General features: G+C 41.7%; 13 protein-coding genes, 1 tRNA gene and 1 pseudogene. 10 read left to right on the plus strand and 5 right to left on the minus strand.

What is annotated here, in order from left to right; genetic code table 11:
* From ACGF5R_RS12190 to ACGF5R_RS12200, 3 genes are all read left to right on the plus strand, one after another.
* The coding region (locus ACGF5R_RS12190; protein WP_387691052.1) for a hypothetical protein at nt 1-209 on the plus strand (209 nt) is incomplete at its 5' end.
* Nucleotides 209-556 carry a helix-turn-helix domain-containing protein gene (locus tag ACGF5R_RS12195; RefSeq protein ID WP_387691054.1) on the plus strand — a complete coding sequence of 116 codons (348 nt, stop codon included), beginning with the start codon at nt 209-211 and terminating at the stop codon, nt 554-556. The genes ACGF5R_RS12190 and ACGF5R_RS12195, both read left to right, overlap by 1 nt.
* Entirely contained in the window at nt 439-1,596 is a 1,158-nt protein-coding gene (locus tag ACGF5R_RS12200; protein ID WP_387691125.1) for a site-specific integrase, read from the plus strand. Before ACGF5R_RS12195 ends, ACGF5R_RS12200 begins: the two co-directional genes overlap by 118 nt.
* A gap of 14 nt (nt 1,597-1,610) precedes the next feature.
* On the opposite strand, the gene ACGF5R_RS12205 is transcribed toward ACGF5R_RS12200, so the two are convergent.
* Nucleotides 1,611-1,686 (minus strand) — tRNA-Lys (locus ACGF5R_RS12205).
* 252 nt (nt 1,687-1,938) lie between these two features.
* On the opposite strand from ACGF5R_RS12205, the gene cycA reads away from it, so the two are divergent.
* From cycA to xylB, 6 genes and pseudogenes are all read left to right on the plus strand, one after another.
* Nucleotides 1,939-3,345: a D-serine/D-alanine/glycine transporter gene (gene cycA / locus ACGF5R_RS12210; RefSeq protein ID WP_262981072.1), complete on the plus strand. Its 1,407-nt coding sequence runs from the start codon at nt 1,939-1,941 to the stop codon at nt 3,343-3,345.
* 358 nt (nt 3,346-3,703) lie between these two features.
* Nucleotides 3,704-3,905: pseudogene (locus tag ACGF5R_RS12215) on the plus strand (NAD(P)H:quinone oxidoreductase); the annotation flags it as partial.
* Nucleotides 3,906-4,457: 552 nt separating this feature from the next.
* Nucleotides 4,458-5,684 carry an alpha-xenorhabdolysin family binary toxin subunit A gene (locus tag ACGF5R_RS12220; protein WP_315903391.1) on the plus strand — a complete coding sequence of 409 codons (1,227 nt, stop codon included), beginning with the start codon at nt 4,458-4,460 and terminating at the stop codon, nt 5,682-5,684.
* Between the two features lie 42 nt (nt 5,685-5,726).
* Nucleotides 5,727-6,743, plus strand: a complete 1,017-nt coding sequence (locus ACGF5R_RS12225) for an alpha-xenorhabdolysin family binary toxin subunit B (protein WP_262981074.1) — start codon at nt 5,727-5,729, stop codon at nt 6,741-6,743.
* Nucleotides 6,744-7,215: 472 nt separating this feature from the next.
* Nucleotides 7,216-8,244, plus strand: coding sequence for an NAD(P)-dependent alcohol dehydrogenase (locus ACGF5R_RS12230; RefSeq protein ID WP_262981075.1), 1,029 nt, complete (start codon nt 7,216-7,218; stop codon nt 8,242-8,244).
* A 3-nt stretch (nt 8,245-8,247) separates the two neighbouring features.
* Nucleotides 8,248-9,759, plus strand: coding sequence for a xylulokinase (gene xylB / locus ACGF5R_RS12235; RefSeq protein WP_387691058.1), 1,512 nt, complete (start codon nt 8,248-8,250; stop codon nt 9,757-9,759).
* Nucleotides 9,760-9,934: 175 nt separating this feature from the next.
* On the opposite strand, the gene putP is transcribed toward xylB, so the two are convergent.
* A complete protein-coding gene (gene putP / locus ACGF5R_RS12240; RefSeq protein WP_112876896.1) occupies nt 9,935-11,419 on the minus strand; it encodes a sodium/proline symporter PutP in 1,485 nt (494 codons plus the stop codon).
* A 486-nt stretch (nt 11,420-11,905) separates the two neighbouring features.
* Here putP and putA point away from each other — a divergent pair, with 486 nt between their 5' ends.
* On the plus strand, nt 11,906-15,886 hold the full coding sequence (gene putA / locus ACGF5R_RS12245) for a trifunctional transcriptional regulator/proline dehydrogenase/L-glutamate gamma-semialdehyde dehydrogenase (protein WP_387691060.1): 3,981 nt from the start codon (nt 11,906-11,908) through the stop codon (nt 15,884-15,886).
* A gap of 630 nt (nt 15,887-16,516) precedes the next feature.
* Here the strand turns inward: putA and fliZ are convergent.
* The 3 genes from fliZ to ACGF5R_RS12260 all read right to left on the minus strand — a co-directional run bounded on the left by fliZ (nt 16,517) and on the right by ACGF5R_RS12260 (nt 19,124).
* The gene (fliZ, locus tag ACGF5R_RS12250) at nt 16,517-17,029 is read right to left on the minus strand and encodes a flagella biosynthesis regulatory protein FliZ (RefSeq protein ID WP_011146218.1); all 513 of its coding nucleotides are present in this window, start codon (nt 17,027-17,029) and stop codon (nt 16,517-16,519) included.
* Between the two features lie 52 nt (nt 17,030-17,081).
* On the minus strand, nt 17,082-17,804 hold the full coding sequence (locus tag ACGF5R_RS12255) for an RNA polymerase sigma factor FliA (protein ID WP_112876894.1): 723 nt from the start codon (nt 17,802-17,804) through the stop codon (nt 17,082-17,084).
* A 246-nt stretch (nt 17,805-18,050) separates the two neighbouring features.
* Nucleotides 18,051-19,124: a FliC/FljB family flagellin gene (locus ACGF5R_RS12260; RefSeq protein ID WP_387691062.1), complete on the minus strand. Its 1,074-nt coding sequence runs from the start codon at nt 19,122-19,124 to the stop codon at nt 18,051-18,053.
* Nucleotides 19,125-19,176 lie beyond the last annotated feature (52 nt).

The raw sequence follows: 19,176 nt of genomic DNA on the forward strand, positions 1-19,176 counted from the left end.
GGCAGGTATGGACTCATGGGCCACATAAAGGGAAAGAAAGGCTAGTCAACTTCGCTCAATATACAACAATTTCAGAATTAACAAACAGAATATTGATGCTTGATGTCAATCGTGCTGATATTAAAACGCTGCAACAACTCAGTGATAGAGTTGAATTTATTGCTAAGGAGTTTGCAGAGAAATTAGATAAATTGAAGGGAATGAGATAATGGATAGATACCCTCTAACATTCGAAGAGGCGTGTGACTTTGTTGGTGTATCACCGCCAACATTAAGAAATTGGATTAGAACTGGCAGGCTGGTAGCAGCAAGAAAAGACCCGTCAAAACCACAATCACCATATCTCATCACTCGACAAAATTGTATTGCTGCACTAAACAATCCGATCAACACTATAAAAGTGAGCGCGGTTGACGCTAAGGAAGGTAACAAATGTCAATATTCCGCAGAAACAAGACCTGGTACGCCGACATCACGATCCCAGGCGGCAAGAGAATTAAGCAATCTCTTGGCACAGAGGACAAGCGGCAAGCGCAGGAACTGCACGACAAACTAAGGGCCGACCTGTGGAGGGTAGATAAACTCGGTGATTATCCTGATGTCACGTTTGAAGAGGCTTGTATCAGATGGCTTGAAGATAAATCTGATAAAAAGTCTCTTGATACGGATAAGAGCCTGATTGGTTTCTGGTTGGAGCATTTTTCCGGATATCTCATAAAGAACATTACATCAGCAAAAATTTACGCCGCTGTAGGTAACATGCAGAATCGAAAACATCTGGAAAATTGGCAATCAAAGTGCGGAGCAAATAAAAGAAAGGGTAAAGATATGCCTGTCTATGTACCAAAGCCAGCATCAAAATCCACAAAATCATCTCACTTAACTCTGATCAAATCTATTCTCAGAGCTGCTGAAAGAGAGTGGAAGTGGCTTGATAAGGCCCCAATAATAAAAGTTAACCAGCCAAAAAATAAACGCATTCGATGGCTGGAGCCGCATGAGGCAATGAGATTGATATCTGAATGTCATGAACCATTAAAATCAGTCGTTAGATTTGCACTGGCTACAGGCTTAAGACGGTCGAATATCATTAACCTAGAGTGGCAACAAATTGACATGCAAAGAAAAGTAGCATGGATCAATCCAGAAGACAGTAAATCAGGAAAAGCAATTGGGGTTGCTTTAAATGATACTGCATGTCATGTACTTCGTGATCAGATTGGAAACCATCATAAATATGTGTTCGTTCATAATAAAGCGGCAATTAGAAATGATGGAACAATGACCCCGAAAATAAGAAAAATGCGTGTCGATAATAATAAAGCGTGGAATTCCGCTTTAAAAAGATCAGGAATAGAAAATTTCCGCTTTCATGATTTGAGACATACCTGGGCAAGTTGGTTAGTTCAATCCGGAGTTCCATTGTCAATTCTGCAAGAAATGGGAGGATGGGAATCAATCGAAATGGTAAGGCGCTATGCTCATTTAGCGCCTAATCATTTAACTGAACACGCGAAACAAATAGATTCAATCTTTATTAATCACGTCTCATCTACGTCCCAAGCGAGATTTGATAATAAGGCAAGTAATGGGTAAGTAATTGATTTGATTGGTGGGTTGTCGGGGGCTCGAACCCCGGACCAATTGATTAAGAGTCAACTGCTCTGCCGACTGAGCTAACAACCCAATACAAGTAATTATTCCTCTACACAAAGCTGTCGTCAATATATTATGACTATTTTTTTCTAAAAGAATAATTCACATTCAATTCCAACAGCATTGACAAGTTAAATTGCAACCAATTTGTTTTTAAAGTGAGATCAGACTGTTATTACTATAGTAATCTGTGTCACAATATTTTTCGCAAACATCATCATATATAAGGCCACTTAAAGAGCCGTAACAATTTACCTAAGAAAATATTGGATACTATATACTATGGCAGAAAATATACACACTTCACTTTCCGCTAAAACCGGGGAAACGCAGTTGCAACGTAATCTAAGCAACCGGCATATACAACTTATCGCTATTGGCGGCGCCATCGGCACGGGTCTGTTTATGGGATCAGGGAAAACAATCTCTCTCGCCGGACCATCGATCATATTCGTTTATATGATTATCGGTTTCATGCTGTTCTTCGTGATGCGCGCAATGGGTGAACTATTGCTTTCAAACCTGAATTATAAATCATTCAGTGATTTCTCCGCCGATTTGCTCGGGCCCTGGGCAGGTTTTTTCGTCGGCTGGACTTATTGGTTTTGTTGGGTCATTACCGGTATCGCCGATGTAGTCGCAATCACTTCCTATATCAGCTATTGGCAACCAGATTTTCCACAATGGCTTACTTCCCTACTCTGTGTTTCACTACTGCTCTCCCTTAATCTGGCTACAGTGAAATTATTCGGGGAAATGGAATTCTGGTTCGCTATGATAAAAATCGTTGCCATTATCGCTTTAATCGTGACAGGCGCTGTTCTGATTGGCATGCATTTTCAATCTCCAGCCGGTCATACCGCTTCACTGGCAAATATATGGAATGATGGTGGATTCTTTCCCAAAGGGTTAAGTGGATTTTTTGCCGGATTTCAGATAGCTATATTTGCCTTTGTGGGCATTGAATTAGTAGGCACAGCGGCCGCAGAAACTAAAGATCCAATGAAATCGCTGCCCAGAGCCATTAATGCCATCCCGATTCGTATTATCACCTTCTACGTACTGGCGCTGATAATTATTATGTCAGTCACACCGTGGCGTTCAATCATTGCAGATAAAAGTCCTTTTGTTGAGCTGTTTGTTCTAATCGGTTTACCCGCTGCCGCCAGTATCGTGAACTTTGTGGTATTAACCTCCGCCGCCTCTTCAGCAAACAGTGGGGTTTTCTCCACCAGTCGCATGCTATTTGGATTAGCAAAAGAAGGCGATGCGCCACAGCAATTCAGCCGCCTTTCACGCCGTTCTGTGCCTGCATCAGGGTTAATCTTCACCTGTTTATGTTTATCCTGTGGTGTGGTGCTGATTTATTTAATTCCTGATGTTATGCATGTATTTACCCTAGTCACTACCGTTTCAGCCATTCTATTTATGTTTATTTGGAGCATGATCCTGTGCTCATATTTGGTTTACCGGAAACGTCGCCCAACATTACATAAGGCTTCAACCTATAAAATGCCATTGGGTATTATCATGTCATGGGTCTGTCTGGCATTTTTTGCATTTGTTCTGATATTACTCACTTTACGGGATGATACCCGCCAAGCATTAATCATCACACCTATCTGGTTTATGGTTTTAATTATCGGTTTTCAAGTTGTAAAAAAACGTAGAACACGTTTGTACAGTTAACTTATTCAAATCCTTAATATCTATACCCTATGGATTTCAAGATGCATCGCGGCGGCAAGGGAGTGAATCCCCGGGAGCATAGATAACTATGTGACCGGGGTGAGCGAGTGCAGCCAACAAAGAGGCAACTTGAAAGATAACGGGTATATATGACCTGTTGGAATAATACTCCACAGGTCTTTTCTATTGCTGCAAGCCGAAAAATCACCACTACACTTACTCTATCGGTTAAGAAAATCTTTCTTGCAAAATAAGGTCATTCCACCTTATTCCATCAATAATATTGATGAATTTAAATAACAGGCTGCCGTTATTGTAAACTTCGCAGCCACTTTTTAACCTTATAGGAGAAAGCAATATGACTAAAATTCTTGTGCTTTATTATTCCATGTACGGTCATATTGAAGCGCTGGCATCCACAGTGGCAGAAAGTCTCTGACGTAGAAGTCACGATTAAACGCGTGCCAGAAACCATTCCACCAGAAGCATTTACCAAAGCAGGTGGTAAAGTAGATCAATCTGCTCCGATTGCATCCGTACAAGAGCTGGTTGATTATGATGCCGCCGCATGCGATAAATTTCCCCTATCTGCTCGATAAATGAAGCGACAATTGTGTTTCATCTATTGAAAAATTTTTACACAACTAACGTCATAAATATGACTGTAATTTATTCAATTTACCCATTTTTCCTTTAAATCTGTAGCAAGGTAACCAATTCCGCACAGCTAGGCGGTATATTCTGCACTCATTAAAATAGGGTTAACACCTCTATCATAATGCACAGTACAGAATGAAATGCCTAACCAAATGAAAATGATTGGAATGCATTCAGCTATGATGATAGGCAATCTAACTTTTAAATACATGACCATATTATTAAATTTTTTTTACTTTAATCTCATTAAAGTCAAATTTCAGTTTGAGAAATGTTTTCTGTAAAGAAACAAAAAAATAAACTAAAATAAATTTTTGGATGAAAATATTTACTTTTGTCATTAAAGTCCATGTAAGCAAACCTATTTTAATTGTAATTAAATAAAAAGGTTTTCATAACATTAAATATGTAGTTAAATTTAATTTGATAAATCATCAACACTAATGGATAACAATATGTTATTAAATCAATCTTTAGAAGAAAATAAATTACCTGAATCAGAAGTTCCTGCTGCTACTTTAAACATATTAACCGGCCAAGCACAAGGAGCAGCCCGTTCAGCGGGAATCTTTACTAAAGAAGACCTCATTAATATCAAATTATATGTTAAAAATGGCTTGGAACTTCCTTTTACTTTGCCGGCGGTAAAGGAATATATTCATTACAATGATACTGATATTGATGGTTTGAAACCTGAAAATATTAAGACTTTATTTGAAGAAATTCATAACCATGCGCTTAGCTGGAGTGAGGTAGAAGATAAAGTCCAACGACAGAGTATCGATCTGGAAAATGCAGGAAAACAAATTACCCAAAAGGGAGAGTCAATAATCAAAATCATTGAAAAAATGCCGATTACAGATAGTATAGAGACATTAAAAAACACATACAATAATCGCAAACCAACCAATGAGCAATTATTTAAAATAACTTATACCGATGTTGATAAAAAAGTAGCAGTCGGATTGAAAAGTATCCTAGAAAGCATGGAGAAAGATATAAAAGAACATAAGGAGAATAGCCAGCGAGTTAAAGATGCAATAACCGACTTTAAAATCACACTGTTTGGTGGAACTTTATCAGATGGCAAAAAAGCTGATGGATTACTGCCACAGGTTGATATCAAGCAAAAACTGATGGATGATAATAATCTTTCTGCAACTATCAAAGAGCTGCAAGATGAGATCAATGAGAAGAAAAAAGATATTGAGCAACTCCAAAAAGACTATAATAAATATGTTGAATTGTCATTTTCTGGCGCGGCTAGTCTTATTGGCTGGGCGATTACCGGTGGTATTTTTGGTCCTAAAGCAGAAAATGCGCGTAAACGGAAAAATGAATTGATTGAGGAAGTCAAAGAGTTACAAAAGAAAATTAAAGGTAAAAGTGCATTACAAACGGCAATCCAAAATTTATCCTTACACTGCCTTAGTATTCAGACCTGTATGCAAGATGCAGAAGTTGCCCTAAAACACTTGGATTTCATGTGGAGTACAATGCTAATGCAAATTAAGCTCTCCAAAAAATCGTTTGCTGAAATTGATAATGCATCGATGCTTTTAGTGTTTGAGGAAACATTTAAGCAAGCTATTAGCCCCTGGAAAGAAGTTCAAGGTTCTGCTGAAAAATTGGTTAAAATTTTTGATGAAGCATTGGCGGAATATAAAAAACTCTCTAGATAATTTCTTAAATTAATTTATAAAGTGAAAAAGGAATATTAAAAAATGTCTGAGAGTATCATCTCACAAAAAGAAATCCAGTATCCAAAAGTTAATATCAAATCCTTGGATGAGACTGTAAATAAAATTTGGCTTTTGGCAGAACGACAAACATCCGGTATTACAGCTATTGGAGAGAAAACCGAGCGAATCAGGTTCTATAGCCGTGAACTCAGTGAATTGGTAAGTGAATCTTTATCACAATTATCACCAATATTAAGTCAATTTTTAGCAGGAGATATTTTCCGATCAATCCGTAAAATTGATAAAGCCCTGGAAGCTCATGATTTGAGTGATGAGAATCGCAATGCCATACTAAAAGGACGCGATCAATTGATTCAGAAATTATCGAAAGATATTCACAATGTGATTGCTAATTTCGATGACAGAATCAACAAACTGACTGGAAAAATTAATGATATTAACGATATAGTGATTGCAGAGCGTTTTAAAAATGTGTTGGCGAAAACAAAAAAACAAAAGGCAGAATTGCAGAGTGATATTGAACAGAAAACCAAAGAAAGAAATAATTTAGATGCAGAACGGAATAAAATTATCGAAAGTCAGGATGTTATTCGCGCAAAAAATATTGCGGATATGTTTAAAGATTATCTCCCAAATACCAATGATATCGATGGCCTGAATTTCGCTCAACCTGAAAAAGAAATTATTAAACAAAGTATTGAGATAGTAAAAAAAGTATTGGGCAAGGTTTCTGAAGGATTGAAATACATCGATTTGGAAAATGCCAGAATGAAGCTCACTGAGCAAATTGATCATACCATGCAAGAATCTAAGGCACTGAAAGCGACATTAGAGGAAACAGAGCTGAGGCTTTCTGGTTTAAATGATGTGATGCAAATCGATACAGAACGCACCACTATGCTTAACGAAGTGGGTAAACTAGAAAAAGCGTGGCGTTTATTCTCCAGTCAATTACACGAATTATCAGATAAGGATATTAATCAGGACTATCTAACCAATCTGATAAACGGACAATTAAATTTCTTGGATAATTTGTAATATCAATATAATATGTTGAAATAGAAATAAATATATTGGTAACGTCAACTTCGTTTAAGAATAGCGATATCATAATCCCGTAAATTCAAGCTCGGTTTTTTTAGGTTGGAACGTATAAGCGATTAGGCCTACGGCGACTTCCAATAAAAAGCCGAGCTGATTGCGGTGCCCTGAATGCCCATCTAAGAAATATTTTTGAGCTGATCCACGACCGGTTGAATATACCTTTTGCCAAAAAAGCTATTGTTTTTTCAATATACAGTTGCTTGCTCATACTCATAATATTGATATCATTATATTGTCAATATACATGTCAAAATAGTGATCAAGTGGGCAGTTCCTTTCTCAATATCGACGATAAAATACACCATTTAATAAGACCTTAACTTAAATCACATAAATATAATAATTTTCGATCTAATATCCCCTCAAATAAATGATATCAATAACATCAAAATTAAGAGGGCAAATCATGAAGGCATTAGTATTAGAAAAAGCAGGTCAGATTTCAATTCAAGATTGGGAAGCCTCCGAAATACTGGGTGAAAATGATGTTGAAATAAAAATTCACTCAGTGGGGATTTGCGGCAGCGATGTGCATTATTATCAATACGGGCGCATTGGGCCATTTGTTGTCGAAAAGCCGATGATCCTCGGGCACGAAGCATCAGGTGTAATCACAGCAGTAGGTAAAAACGTGACTCACTTAAAAATCGGTGATCGTGTCTGTATGGAACCTGGAATTCCTAATCTGCAATCACCACAATCACGGGCAGGTATTTATAACTTAGATCCAGAAATCTGTTTCTGGGCGACGCCCCCTATTGATGGTTGCTTACGTGAAAGGGTTATTCACCCGGCAGCATTTACGTTCAAATTACCTGATAATGTCAGTTTTGCCGAAGGTGCAATGGTTGAACCATTAGCTATCGGTATGCAAGCAGCCACAAAAGCAGAAATTAAACCTGGAGATATCGCATTAGTTGTTGGTGCTGGCACGATCGGAATTGTTACCGCACTTGCTGCATTAGCCGGTGGTTGTTCTGATGTCATTATTTGTGATGTGTTCGATGAAAAACTAGAAATTGCAAAACAGTATCCAGGTCTTCACCCGGTTAATAACAAAGTACTTGCTGAGAAAGTGAATACCTTAACCGATGGTAATGGCGTCAATATTCTATTTGAATGTAGTGGCGCAAAACCCGTCATTACCACTATTTCAGAGCACATTGCACCGGGTGGAATAGCTGTTCTGGTCGGGATGCCTATTGATCCAGCGCCATTTGATATTGTCTCTGCCCAAGCTAAAGAGATCACATTCAAAACAATCTTCCGCTACGCAAATATGTATCCTCGTACTATTCGTTTACTCAGCGCTGGCAAGCTCAAGGTAACCCCCCTATTATCCGCAACCTATAAATTTAAAGACAGCGTTCAGGCGTATGAACGAGCCGCAGAGGGTCGTCCGACAGATATCAAAATTATGTTGGAAATGGAGTAACACATGGCGCTCTATGCTGGTATCGATTGCGGTACACAAAGTACTAAAGTCATTATTGTCGATAGCCAAAAAGCGCATATTTTGGGTGAAGGCAGCTCTCCTCACCCAATAATTAGCGATTCAAACGGCCGTCGTGAACAGCAAGTTCACTGGTGGACAGAAGCACTGGAAAATGCCTTTGCTCAGGCGATCAAGCAAGCAGGAATTTCTGGTACAGAAATTGTCGCTCTTGCCGTATCAGGCCAACAGCACGGTTTTGTTCCTCTGGATGCAGAAGGTCATGTTTTAGCGCCGGTAAAACTCTGGTGTGACACTGAAACTACGGCTGAAAATCAGGAAATTATTGATGCACTCGGTGGTACGCAAGCTGCTTTAGCACAACTCGGATTAATGCCGCAAACAGGTTATACCGCATCTAAAATTCTTTGGTTCAAAAAATACCATCCTGAGTTATGGGAAAAACTGAACGCCGTTTTATTACCTCATGATTATCTCAATTATTGGCTAACAGGCAGATTAGTTGCCGAATATGGTGATGCTTCAGGAACGGGATTATTGAATATTCGTAAACGCGAATGGGATAACCAAATTGCCCAATTCATTGATCAAGATGGCCGTCTTTGGAATGCATTACCTGAATTGGTTTCCGCTGAGACCTGTATTGGCACAGTAAAGCCTGAAATAGCAAGAAGATTAAGGCTTTCACCGACAACCAAAGTTGCGTCTGGCGGGGGCGATAATATGATGGCTGCAATTGGAACGGGTAATATCATTCCAGGTATCACGACCATGAGTTTAGGCACCTCTGGCACCCTATTCACTTACTCTGACAAACCAATTGTCGCTGATTCTGAAATGATCGCGGGTTTCTGTTCCTCTAATAATGGATGGTTACCATTGATTTGCACGATGAATGTGACTTCAGCCACAACCACCATTCAAAAGCTGTTTAATATGGATATTCAGGCTTTTAATGACACATTGAACCAGAGTAAACCCGGTGCTAATGGTTTGATGATGCTACCGTTTTTTAATGGTGAACGTGTTCCACCGCTTCCCCACGCCAAAGCGAGTCTCCATAACCTGGATATTAGCAATATGAATCAACAAAATTTCATTTTGGCGGCAGTCGAAAGCGCCACCTACGGGCTACGTTTTGGTATTGAATTATTTCGCAAGCAAGGGATTGAAATTAATGAGATCCGTTTGACCGGCGGCGGCGCTCGCAGTAAAAAATGGCGGCAAATTGTGGCTGATGTCATGAATACGCCTGTTATTTGTGTCACTAACCAAGAAGCTGCCGCACTGGGTGCGGCTATTCAAGCTATGTGGTGTGATTCCTTGGCAGAAGAGAAAGATAAACAAGCGCAGCTCGCCCACCTTTGCCAATATTTTGTTCATCTTGATGAAGAAACCCGCACCGTTCCAACCCCCGAAACGGCCACATTATATGATGTGTTTTATCAAGATTATTTATCTCTGCTTACTACTGAATATCCCGAGGTGAAGATATGACGACATTGATCGCCGATAATTCTCTTAATGAATGACTCAAGGTCACTGGTATCCAATAATTTTTCATGATGAAAAAAACAAACCTAGCTATTTTAAACGAGGTTTGTCGGCAGTGTGGTGAAGGCGTTTCGCCTTCACGCTTTTTTACCTTTATTTCAATTTACTTTATTTCAACTCATTTAGTCTTATATTGCGCCTCAGCATCAATAAAACGCTGTTGCGCTGTGCTACTCGGTGCTTTGCCCAACAGACTCACAATCACGATCGCAATAGAAGCTAAGATAAAGCCAGGAATAATCTCATACAATGCAAACCACTGGTATTTCATCCACACCAATACCGTGACGGCCCCTACCAACATCCCCACTAATGCGCCATTACGTGTCATACGTTTCCAGATAACAGAAATCAGTACGACCGGGCCGAACGCAGCACCAAATCCAGCCCATGCATTACTGACCAGAGCCAGTACTTTATTGTCCGGGTTGGTTGCTATCACCATTGCGATGACCGCCACCAGCAACACCATGAAACGCCCCACCCACACTAACTCTTTCTGGCTGGCAGATTTACGGATAAAGGGTTTGTAAAGATCTTCCGTCAAAGCACTTGCACACACCAGCAACTGACAGCTTAAGGTACTCATCACCGCGGCCAGAATAGCAGAGAGTAAAATGCCCGCTATCCACGGATTAAACAGAATAACCGCCAATTCCATAAAGATACGCTCACGGTTGGCTGTGACCGGGCCAGACAGTTCAGGATGCATTTCAAAATAAGCAATACCAAAGAAACCGACAGCAATAGTGCCTGCCAAACATAACACCATCCAAGTCATACTGATACGACGAGCCTTGCGGATAGTGTGATGGGAGTCTGCCGCCATAAAACGCGCCAGAATATGTGGCTGACCAAAATAACCTAACCCCCAACCCAACAGCGAGATAATGGCAATAAAGTTCAACCCTTTAAACATATCCATATAAGCCGGGCTTTTTGCTGCTATCAGAGCCAGAGAGGTATCAATGCCACCCACAGAGAAAATAACGATGACCGGCGTCAAGATAAGCGCAAAGATCATTAATGAGGCCTGAACCGTATCAGTCCAACTGACCGCCAAGAAGCCGCCAAGGAAAGTATAGGCAATTGTTGCTGCGGCACCGAGCCACATGGCCTTCTGATAACTGATACCAAACGTACTTTCAAATAACAATCCTCCGGCAACCACGCCAGAAGCACAATAGATGGTGAAGAAGATCAGAATAACCAGTGCAGAAATAATACGTAGAATTTTGCTACTATCCTCAAAACGACCGGTGAAATAATCCGGCAATGTTAGCGCATTATTATTGACTTCCGTCTGGATACGTAGCCTGCCTGCCACCAATTTCCAGTTCAGGTAAGCACCTAAAGCAAGACCAATGGCTATCCAGCTTTCTGAAATCCCCGCAAAATAGACTACGCCAGGTAAGCCCATTAATAACCAACCACTCATATCCGAAGCACCGGCAGACAAAGCCGTTACCACACTACCTAATCTCCTTCCTCCCAAGATATAGTCATCAAAATTTTTGGTTGAACGATAAGCCAAAAAACCTATCAACAACATTCCAGTAATGTAGACAATAAAGGTGATTAGCATTGGTGTATTTACTGTCATGCAAGTTCTCCATAGTGTTATCTGTGTTTTGCAAATCCGCAGTTCTCCCGGGTACACAGAGTTTTCCCTGTCAGGTTCAGGAACGTTGCACCTGATTGCACCTAAAGATGGACCATAATTCTAAATTGAAATAATTATTTTTGTAACCAATTAGAAAGTTACAGTGAATCCTAGATTAGCATCAGGTAATTTAACAACTAATTAACGCCATTTTTTACAAAAAACGTTTACTGAATCACATTTATTTGATTTAAAAATTATACTTTTTAACCATTTTAGGGTTATACGCCTACATTAGCCACAAAATGTTAAACCAATATATATCAATCAAATAAAGTCACAAAAATAAATATATCCACCTAATTATAATAACTAGATTAATTTCACAAAAATAAAACAAGCGATTCTCATAAGGTTGCACAAAGTTGCAACATGTCAGATATTATCATGCAATTTTAGATAAACCTTACCTATTAAGGAGCAAGGATGGGTAGTACAACAATGGGCGTGAAGCTTGATGAAGCAACGCGCGATCGCATTAAAGCTGCGGCACAACGGATTGACCGCACTCCACATTGGCTAATTAAACAAGCTATTTTTAATTATCTTGAACGTCTTGAAAACGATGAACAGATCGCTGAACTCTCTGCTAGTCAGGATGTTAAAGAAGAGAAGATAATCGCAGAAGAAACGGTAACAGATTCGTCTCATCAACCTTTCCTCGACTTCGCAGAACATATCCTGCCTCAATCAGTAAAACGTTCCGCAATTACTGCTGCCTATCGCCTGCCAGAAACACAGGCCGTTCCCATGCTGCTACAACAGGCGCAATTGCCAGAAGATCAGGCACAAGCGACTCATAAGCTGGCTTACAGCATTGCAGAAAAATTGCGTAACCAGAAAAACAGCATGGGTCGTTCAGGTCTGGTTCAAGGGTTATTGCAGGAATTCTCGCTTTCATCTCAGGAAGGCGTTGCGCTAATGTGTCTTGCGGAAGCCCTGCTCCGTATTCCTGATAAAGCCACTCGCGACGCGCTGATCCGCGACAAAATCAGTAACGGCAACTGGCATTCTCACCTAGGCCAAAGTTCGTCCATGTTTGTCAATGCAGCAACCTGGGGGCTACTGTTTACCGGCAAACTGGTTTCTACCCACAACGAAGCCAAACTCTCCAATTCACTGAATCGCATTATCAGTAAGAGCGGCGAACCATTAGTGCGTAAAGGCGTAGATATGGCAATGCGCCTGATGGGTGAACAGTTTGTGACCGGAGAAACCATCGCCCAAGCGCTGGCAAGTGCACGTAAGCTGGAAGAAAAAGGGTTCCGTTACTCCTACGACATGCTAGGTGAAGCCGCTTTAACTGAGGAAGATGCTCAGAATTATATGGTTTCCTATCAACAAGCCATTCATGCTATCGGGAAAGCATCTAATGGCCGCGGCATTTATGAAGGGCCTGGAATTTCCATTAAGCTTTCTGCCCTGCACCCGCGTTATAGCCGTGCTCAATATGAACGCGTCATCAATGAGCTATATCCACGCCTGCTTTCTCTGACATTACAAGCTCGCCAATATGATATTGGTATCAATATTGATGCCGAAGAAGCAGATCGCCTGGAAATTTCTCTCGATCTGTTAGAAAAGCTCTGTTTTGAACCGCAACTGGCTGGCTGGAATGGCATTGGTTTCGTCATTCAGGCTTATCAGAAGCGCTGCCCCTTTGTTATCGATACAGTTATTGACTTAGCACAGCGCAGCAGCCGTCGGCTGATGGTGCGACTGGTAAAAGGCGCTTACTGGGATAGTGAAATTAAACGTGCTCAAATCGACGGGCTGGAAGGTTATCCAGTTTACACCCGCAAAGTTTATACTGACGTTTCTTATCTGGCTTGCGCCCGCAAACTGTTGTCAGTACCTAATCTGGTTTATCCTCAGTTCGCTACTCATAACGCCCATACTTTAGCTGCTGTTTATCATATGGCGGGCCAAAACTATTATCCCGGTCAATATGAATTTCAGTGTCTGCATGGCATGGGAGAACCATTGTATGAACAAGTGGTCGGGAAAATCGCTGATGGTAAATTAAACCGCCCATGCCGTATTTATGCGCCAGTAGGCACTCACGAAACACTGCTAGCTTATCTGGTCCGCCGTCTGCTGGAAAATGGCGCTAACACCTCTTTCGTCAACCGTATCGCCGATACCACATTACCACTGGATGAACTGGTTGCCGATCCGGTGAAAAAGGTTCAGAAACTGGCCGAAACCGAAGGTCAAATCGGTCTTCCACATCCGAAAATTCCTCTGCCTCATAATTTATATGGCAAAGATCGCGCAAACTCAGCCGGTCTAGATCTTGCCAACGAACATCGTCTGGCATCTCTTTCCAGTGCGCTATTAAGTTCTGCTACCGAAGAGCAGTATAGCGAGCCACTACTGGGCGGCAATTATCACCATCAAGGTGAGTTACCAGCCGCTAAACCGGTTATTAACCCGGCGACACCTTCGGATATTGTCGGTCATGTTCGTGAAACAACTGAACAGGAAGTCGGTCATGCGCTGAATGTTGCAACAGAAGCCGGCGCAATCTGGTTTGCCACGCCACCATCAGAACGGGCAGCCATTTTAGTTCGTGCGGCGGAATTGATGGAAAACCAGATGCAACCGTTATTAGGTATTTTAGTGCGGGAAGCTGGCAAAACCTTTAATAATGCGATTGCTGAGGTACGCGAGGCGGTCGATTTTCTCTACTACTATGCGGGACAGATTCGCCATGATTTCGCTAATGATACGCATCGCCCACTGGGGCCGGTTGTCTGTATCAGCCCGTGGAACTTCCCATTAGCCATTTTTACCGGACAGATAGCGGCTGCATTGGCTGCCGGTAACAGCGTATTAGCAAAACCTGCGGAACAGACCCCATTAATTGCGGCAACAGCGGTCAAAATACTGCATCAAGCAGGTATTCCCCACGACGCATTGCAATTATTACCCGGCCGAGGTGAAACCATTGGTTCTCTTCTGGTGGGTGATGAGAGAGTACGAGGCGTGATGTTTACTGGCTCCACTGAAGTGGCCGGCCTATTACAACGTAATATTGCCGGACGGCTTGATGCACAAGGGCGCCCAACCCCTCTGGTTGCCGAAACTGGTGGTCTGAACGCCATGATTGTCGACTCTTCCGCACTGACAGAACAAGTTGTTACTGATGTGGTCGCCTCTGCTTTTGACAGTGCCGGTCAACGTTGCTCTGCCTTGCGTATCCTTTGTATTCAAGATGATGTAGCAGAACGCACCATTACTATGCTGAAAGGCGCCATGTCTGAATGCCGGATGGGTAATCCTGAGCGCCTGTCTACCGATATCGGCCCGGTCATTGATGCGGAAGCCAAAGCCGGCATTGATCGTCATATTCAAGCAATGCGTACCAAAGGGCGCACGATTTATCAGGCAGCACAAGATAATGTGGTTGACAATCAAGAGTGGGATCAAGGCACCTTTGTTAAACCGACACTAATTGAACTAGAAAGCTTTGATGAATTGAAGCAGGAGATTTTCGGCCCGGTTCTGCATGTTGTCCGTTTTAAACGTAATGAACTGGATAAATTGCTGGATCAAATTAATAGTTCCAACTATGGCCTGACTCTGGGTGTCCATACTCGTATTGACGAAACGATTGCACAAGTTACCGCTAAAGCGAAAGTCGGTAATCTGTATGTTAACCGCAACATGGTAGGCGCTGTTGTTGGCGTACAGCCATTCGGTGGTGAAGGCTTGTCTGGTACCGGACCGAAAGCAGGCGGCCCACTCTATTTGTACCGTCTACTCTCTTGCCGTCCTCAAAATGCGATCAACCAAACGTTGGAACGTCAAGATGCTGAATATCCATTGGATGCCAATGCCCGTTCAGCGCTAATGGCTCCCTTTGATGCATTAACAAAATGGGCAGCCAATCAGCACAACGAAGAGCTAAATCAGTTAGTTCAACAATATAAATTGCTGGCACAAGGTGGCACCACCCGCCTGTTGCCTGGGCCGACGGGCGAACGTAATACTTATACCCTGTTACCTCGTGGTCAGGTGCTGTGTCTGGCGGATAATCAACAAGATACATTCATTCAACTGGCAGCAACACTGTCTGTAGGCTGTCAATTGCTATGGCAAAATGATGAACTACATCAGAAACTGTTTCGTCAATTGCCAGATAGCGTCCGTAAATCAATCAATTTGGTTCAGGACTGGCAGAGTGAAGATACGGCATTCGAAGCGGTTATTTACCACGGCGACTCTGATCAACTGCGTCAAGTTTGCGAACAAGTCGCTCAACGTAAAGGCGTTATCATTTCCGTACAAGGTTTTGCCCGTGGAGAAACTAATCTGCTGTTAGAACGTTTGCTACATGAACGCTCATTGAGCATTAATACAGCGGCGGCGGGGGGTAATGCCAGTTTGATGACTATCGGTTAATTTCGGCTGTAGCTAAGGGGAACACATCAAAAATGTGTTCCCCAAGAGTCTTAGCTTAATCACTGGTTGTTTGCCCACGGTTCATTACTGTTTCAGATATTCCTTTAGCCATATATACCCGTAATCTTTCAAGTTGCCTCTTTGTTGGCGGCACTCGCTCACCCCGGTCACATCGTTATCTATGCTCCCGGGGATTCACTCCCTTGCCGTCTCGATGCATCTTGAAATCTATAGGGTATACAATATATTGCCGAACACAAAAATCAATAAGATTTCGAATGATATTGGGAGAATTAATGTTGAGATGGCTAAAAAAAATAATAAGGTAAAATAAATTGGCGCCTATTGTGATATTTAAAAAACTTCCCACATCACTTCTGTAATTTTAAGCAAATGAAATAATAGAAAAAATCCCGTAACAAATAGGTAATTTGCCCAACGTATAAATTCTTCTACACACCCTGATGGGCGATTAAACCGGATTAATGAAGAAAATAAGTTGCATTATTATTCATAATGAAAGAAACGAACCTCGTTATTTTTAACGTGGTTTGTCCACGGTCCAAAGGGAACACATCAAACATGTGTTCCCCCAAAATTAATCATCTCTTTGCTGTTTATATTTCCAGCTTAGTGACCGCCCTGTTGCCAGCTCAAATACTGTTCATACTTGCGCAAAGCAATGTTGTAGTTACTGAATGCCGACTGTGACAGCTTTTCACTCAGTTTTTCCTGAATTTTCTCTGTTGTGAACTCTTTTACAGGGTAATTGCTTGAAGTGAGCAATTCATCCAAACGTCGTAAACGAACCACATACTCACGAACAGTACTATGACTCATTTCAGTCTGTTCAAACAGGTACTGTTTGAACGACATGATGTCAAAATAATCTGTCTCGCTATTGCAATAAATCTCACTGCAAAAACGACATAACGCGACAAATTTATCTTGCAGCTCATCCCAAGTCTTGTCATCAATCAACTCCGTCATCTCGGAGATGGACTCTTTGTTGATCACTTGGCCATTAAAAACCAAAGAGATACGGTCAAGAGCTTTGTGACAATGCAAGCAATGAGTTTGACTATGCTTGTAGTCTTTAATGTAACGGCTGAGCGGCCGTTTCTTTTGTGTTGTAACAGACATAAGAGATAAGCCCTGTGTGTAGTCTTAAACAAAAAACAAATAAGCAAAAAAGTTACTTTTCCGGATTTAAGCGTGCCCGCAAGCGTTTAATCGCTTGGCTATGTAGCTGACTTATACGGGACTCCCCGACTTCAAGTACTGCGCCAATCTCTTTCAGATTAAGTTCTTCCTGATAATACAACGTCAGAACCATTTTTTCTCGTTCAGGTAACGAATCTATAGCCTCAATTACCCGTTGACGAACATCACTCTCCAGCAATTGTTGTAATGGATTGGTTTCATGCCCTTCTTCAATGACAGGTTCACAACTTTCACCATGCATTTCATGCCATTCGTCATACGAAAACAACTGACTGTTATTCGTATCTAATAGTATCTGCCGATATTCTACCAGATCAATCTTTAATTCTTTAGCAACTTCCTGCTCACTGGCTGGACGGCCTAAGTCTTGCTCAAGTTTTCGGATGATTTGCGTCACTTCGCGCGCATTACGGCGCACGCTACGCGGAGCCCAATCGCGGCTCCTTAACTCATCCAACATTGCACCTCTGATGCGTTGTACCGCATAAGTGGTAAACGCGGTTCCCTGTAAGGAATCAAAACGTTCCACCGCATTTAGTAAGCCGATTCCCCCGGCCTGAAGTAGATCATCCAGCTCCACACACGCGGGTAACCTAACTTGTAGCCTTAACGCTTCATGGCGAACTAATGGTACGTAGCGCTTCCAGAGGCTGTTTTTGTCCATCACGCCTTCGGCGGTATACAAATCGCTCACAACAACAGACACCTTTGGAAAAAGAGACTAACCCTCATTATCCAATCCCCTAACAAGGGCAATCGTTTGAACAATGTAGTAAAAACGCTTCTTTTTCACCTATGCGAAATTTATTGTCTGCCTAATAGTATCACAAATTTTAGGCTGTTCCTGATAAACTCCTAAAAAAGAAGGACCGGCGAGCCGATCCTTGATTTATTTGGATTTTTATGTGAATCAGGTTCACATATTGCCCTAGCTGAGCAATTAACGCAGCAGAGACAATACGTTATTAGGAATTTGGTTAGCCTGAGCCAGAACCGCAGTACCTGCCTGTTGCAGAATTTGACCACGGCTCATGTTAGATACTTCAGTCGCATAGTCAGCATCTTCGATACGGCTACGAGCAGCGCTCAGGTTGTTAACGGTGTTGTTCAGGTTGTTAACGGTAGATTCCAGACGGTTCTGAATAGCCCCCAGAGAACTGCGCAGGCTGTCAACTTTTGCCAGAGCATTGTCCAAAGTTTCCAGAGGCTTTTCTGATGCTTTAGCTGTGACTTCATCACCTGCGGTTAATTTACCATTGGTCTTATCAATCTGAGCTTTGAAATATTTTACTTTACCATCTGTAGCGTCAGTACCTTTGACAACATAGTTGTCAGGATCAACTGAACCATCATCCTTAACAGCTTTATAAACTTCTACACTTTTCAGGTCCTTAACTTTAGTATCAGCAGTGTAATCGATATTTTTCTTCGCACCACCTTTACCATCGTCAACCTGTGCAACTTCTTCGCCGTGTGGAACTGCCGCAGAAACAGTGAATGTATCCACTTTCAGAATTTTGCTGTTAATTTCTTCCAGATTAATTTTGATAACTTCGTTATCGTTAGCACCAACCTGAATGGTCATTTCGTTCTTTTCACTTAGAACATGAACACCGTTAAATTGAGTCTGTTTAGAAATACGATCAATTTCCTTTAAACGCTCAGTAACTTCTTCCTGGATAGATTTGGTATCACTCGCAGAGTTGGTTTCATTTTTCGCCTGAACAGCCAGTTCACGAATACGCTGTAAGTTGGTGTTAATTTCGTTCAGAGCACCTTCAGTAGTCTGTGCAATAGAGATACCGTCATTAGCGTTACGTGCTGCCTGAGTCAAACCTCTAACATTTGAAGTGAAACGGTTAGCGATCGCTTGACCAGCCGCGTCATCCTTGGCACTGTTGATACGCAGACCAGAAGACAGACGCTCGATAGCGTTACCCAAAGTACCCTGGGATTTGGTCAGGTTATTCTGAGTCAGCAGGGACAGGCTGTTGGTGTTGATGACTTGTGCCATAATTAGAGTTCCTTTTTAAAATCAAGTCGATATATAAGTTTGGGTTTTACCC

It is taken from the genome of Photorhabdus sp. RM71S (genome assembly GCF_042879355.1).
In the GTDB taxonomy this organism is placed as follows: domain Bacteria; phylum Pseudomonadota; class Gammaproteobacteria; order Enterobacterales; family Enterobacteriaceae; genus Photorhabdus; species Photorhabdus kayaii.

Coding starts and splice junctions, on each gene's coding strand:
- ACGF5R_RS12195 (WP_387691054.1), top strand. CDS start 209: ATGGATAGATACCCTCTAACATTCGAAGAGGCGTGTGACTTTGTTGGT.
- cycA (WP_262981072.1), top strand. CDS start 1,939: ATGGCAGAAAATATACACACTTCACTTTCCGCTAAAACCGGGGAAACG.
- ACGF5R_RS12220 (WP_315903391.1), top strand. CDS start 4,458: ATGTTATTAAATCAATCTTTAGAAGAAAATAAATTACCTGAATCAGAA.
- ACGF5R_RS12225 (WP_262981074.1), top strand. CDS start 5,727: ATGTCTGAGAGTATCATCTCACAAAAAGAAATCCAGTATCCAAAAGTT.
- ACGF5R_RS12230 (WP_262981075.1), top strand. CDS start 7,216: ATGAAGGCATTAGTATTAGAAAAAGCAGGTCAGATTTCAATTCAAGAT.
- xylB (WP_387691058.1), top strand. CDS start 8,248: ATGGCGCTCTATGCTGGTATCGATTGCGGTACACAAAGTACTAAAGTC.
- putP (WP_112876896.1), bottom strand. CDS start 11,419: ATGACAGTAAATACACCAATGCTAATCACCTTTATTGTCTACATTACT.
- putA (WP_387691060.1), top strand. CDS start 11,906: ATGGGTAGTACAACAATGGGCGTGAAGCTTGATGAAGCAACGCGCGAT.
- fliZ (WP_011146218.1), bottom strand. CDS start 17,029: ATGTCTGTTACAACACAAAAGAAACGGCCGCTCAGCCGTTACATTAAA.
- ACGF5R_RS12260 (WP_387691062.1), bottom strand. CDS start 19,124: ATGGCACAAGTCATCAACACCAACAGCCTGTCCCTGCTGACTCAGAAT.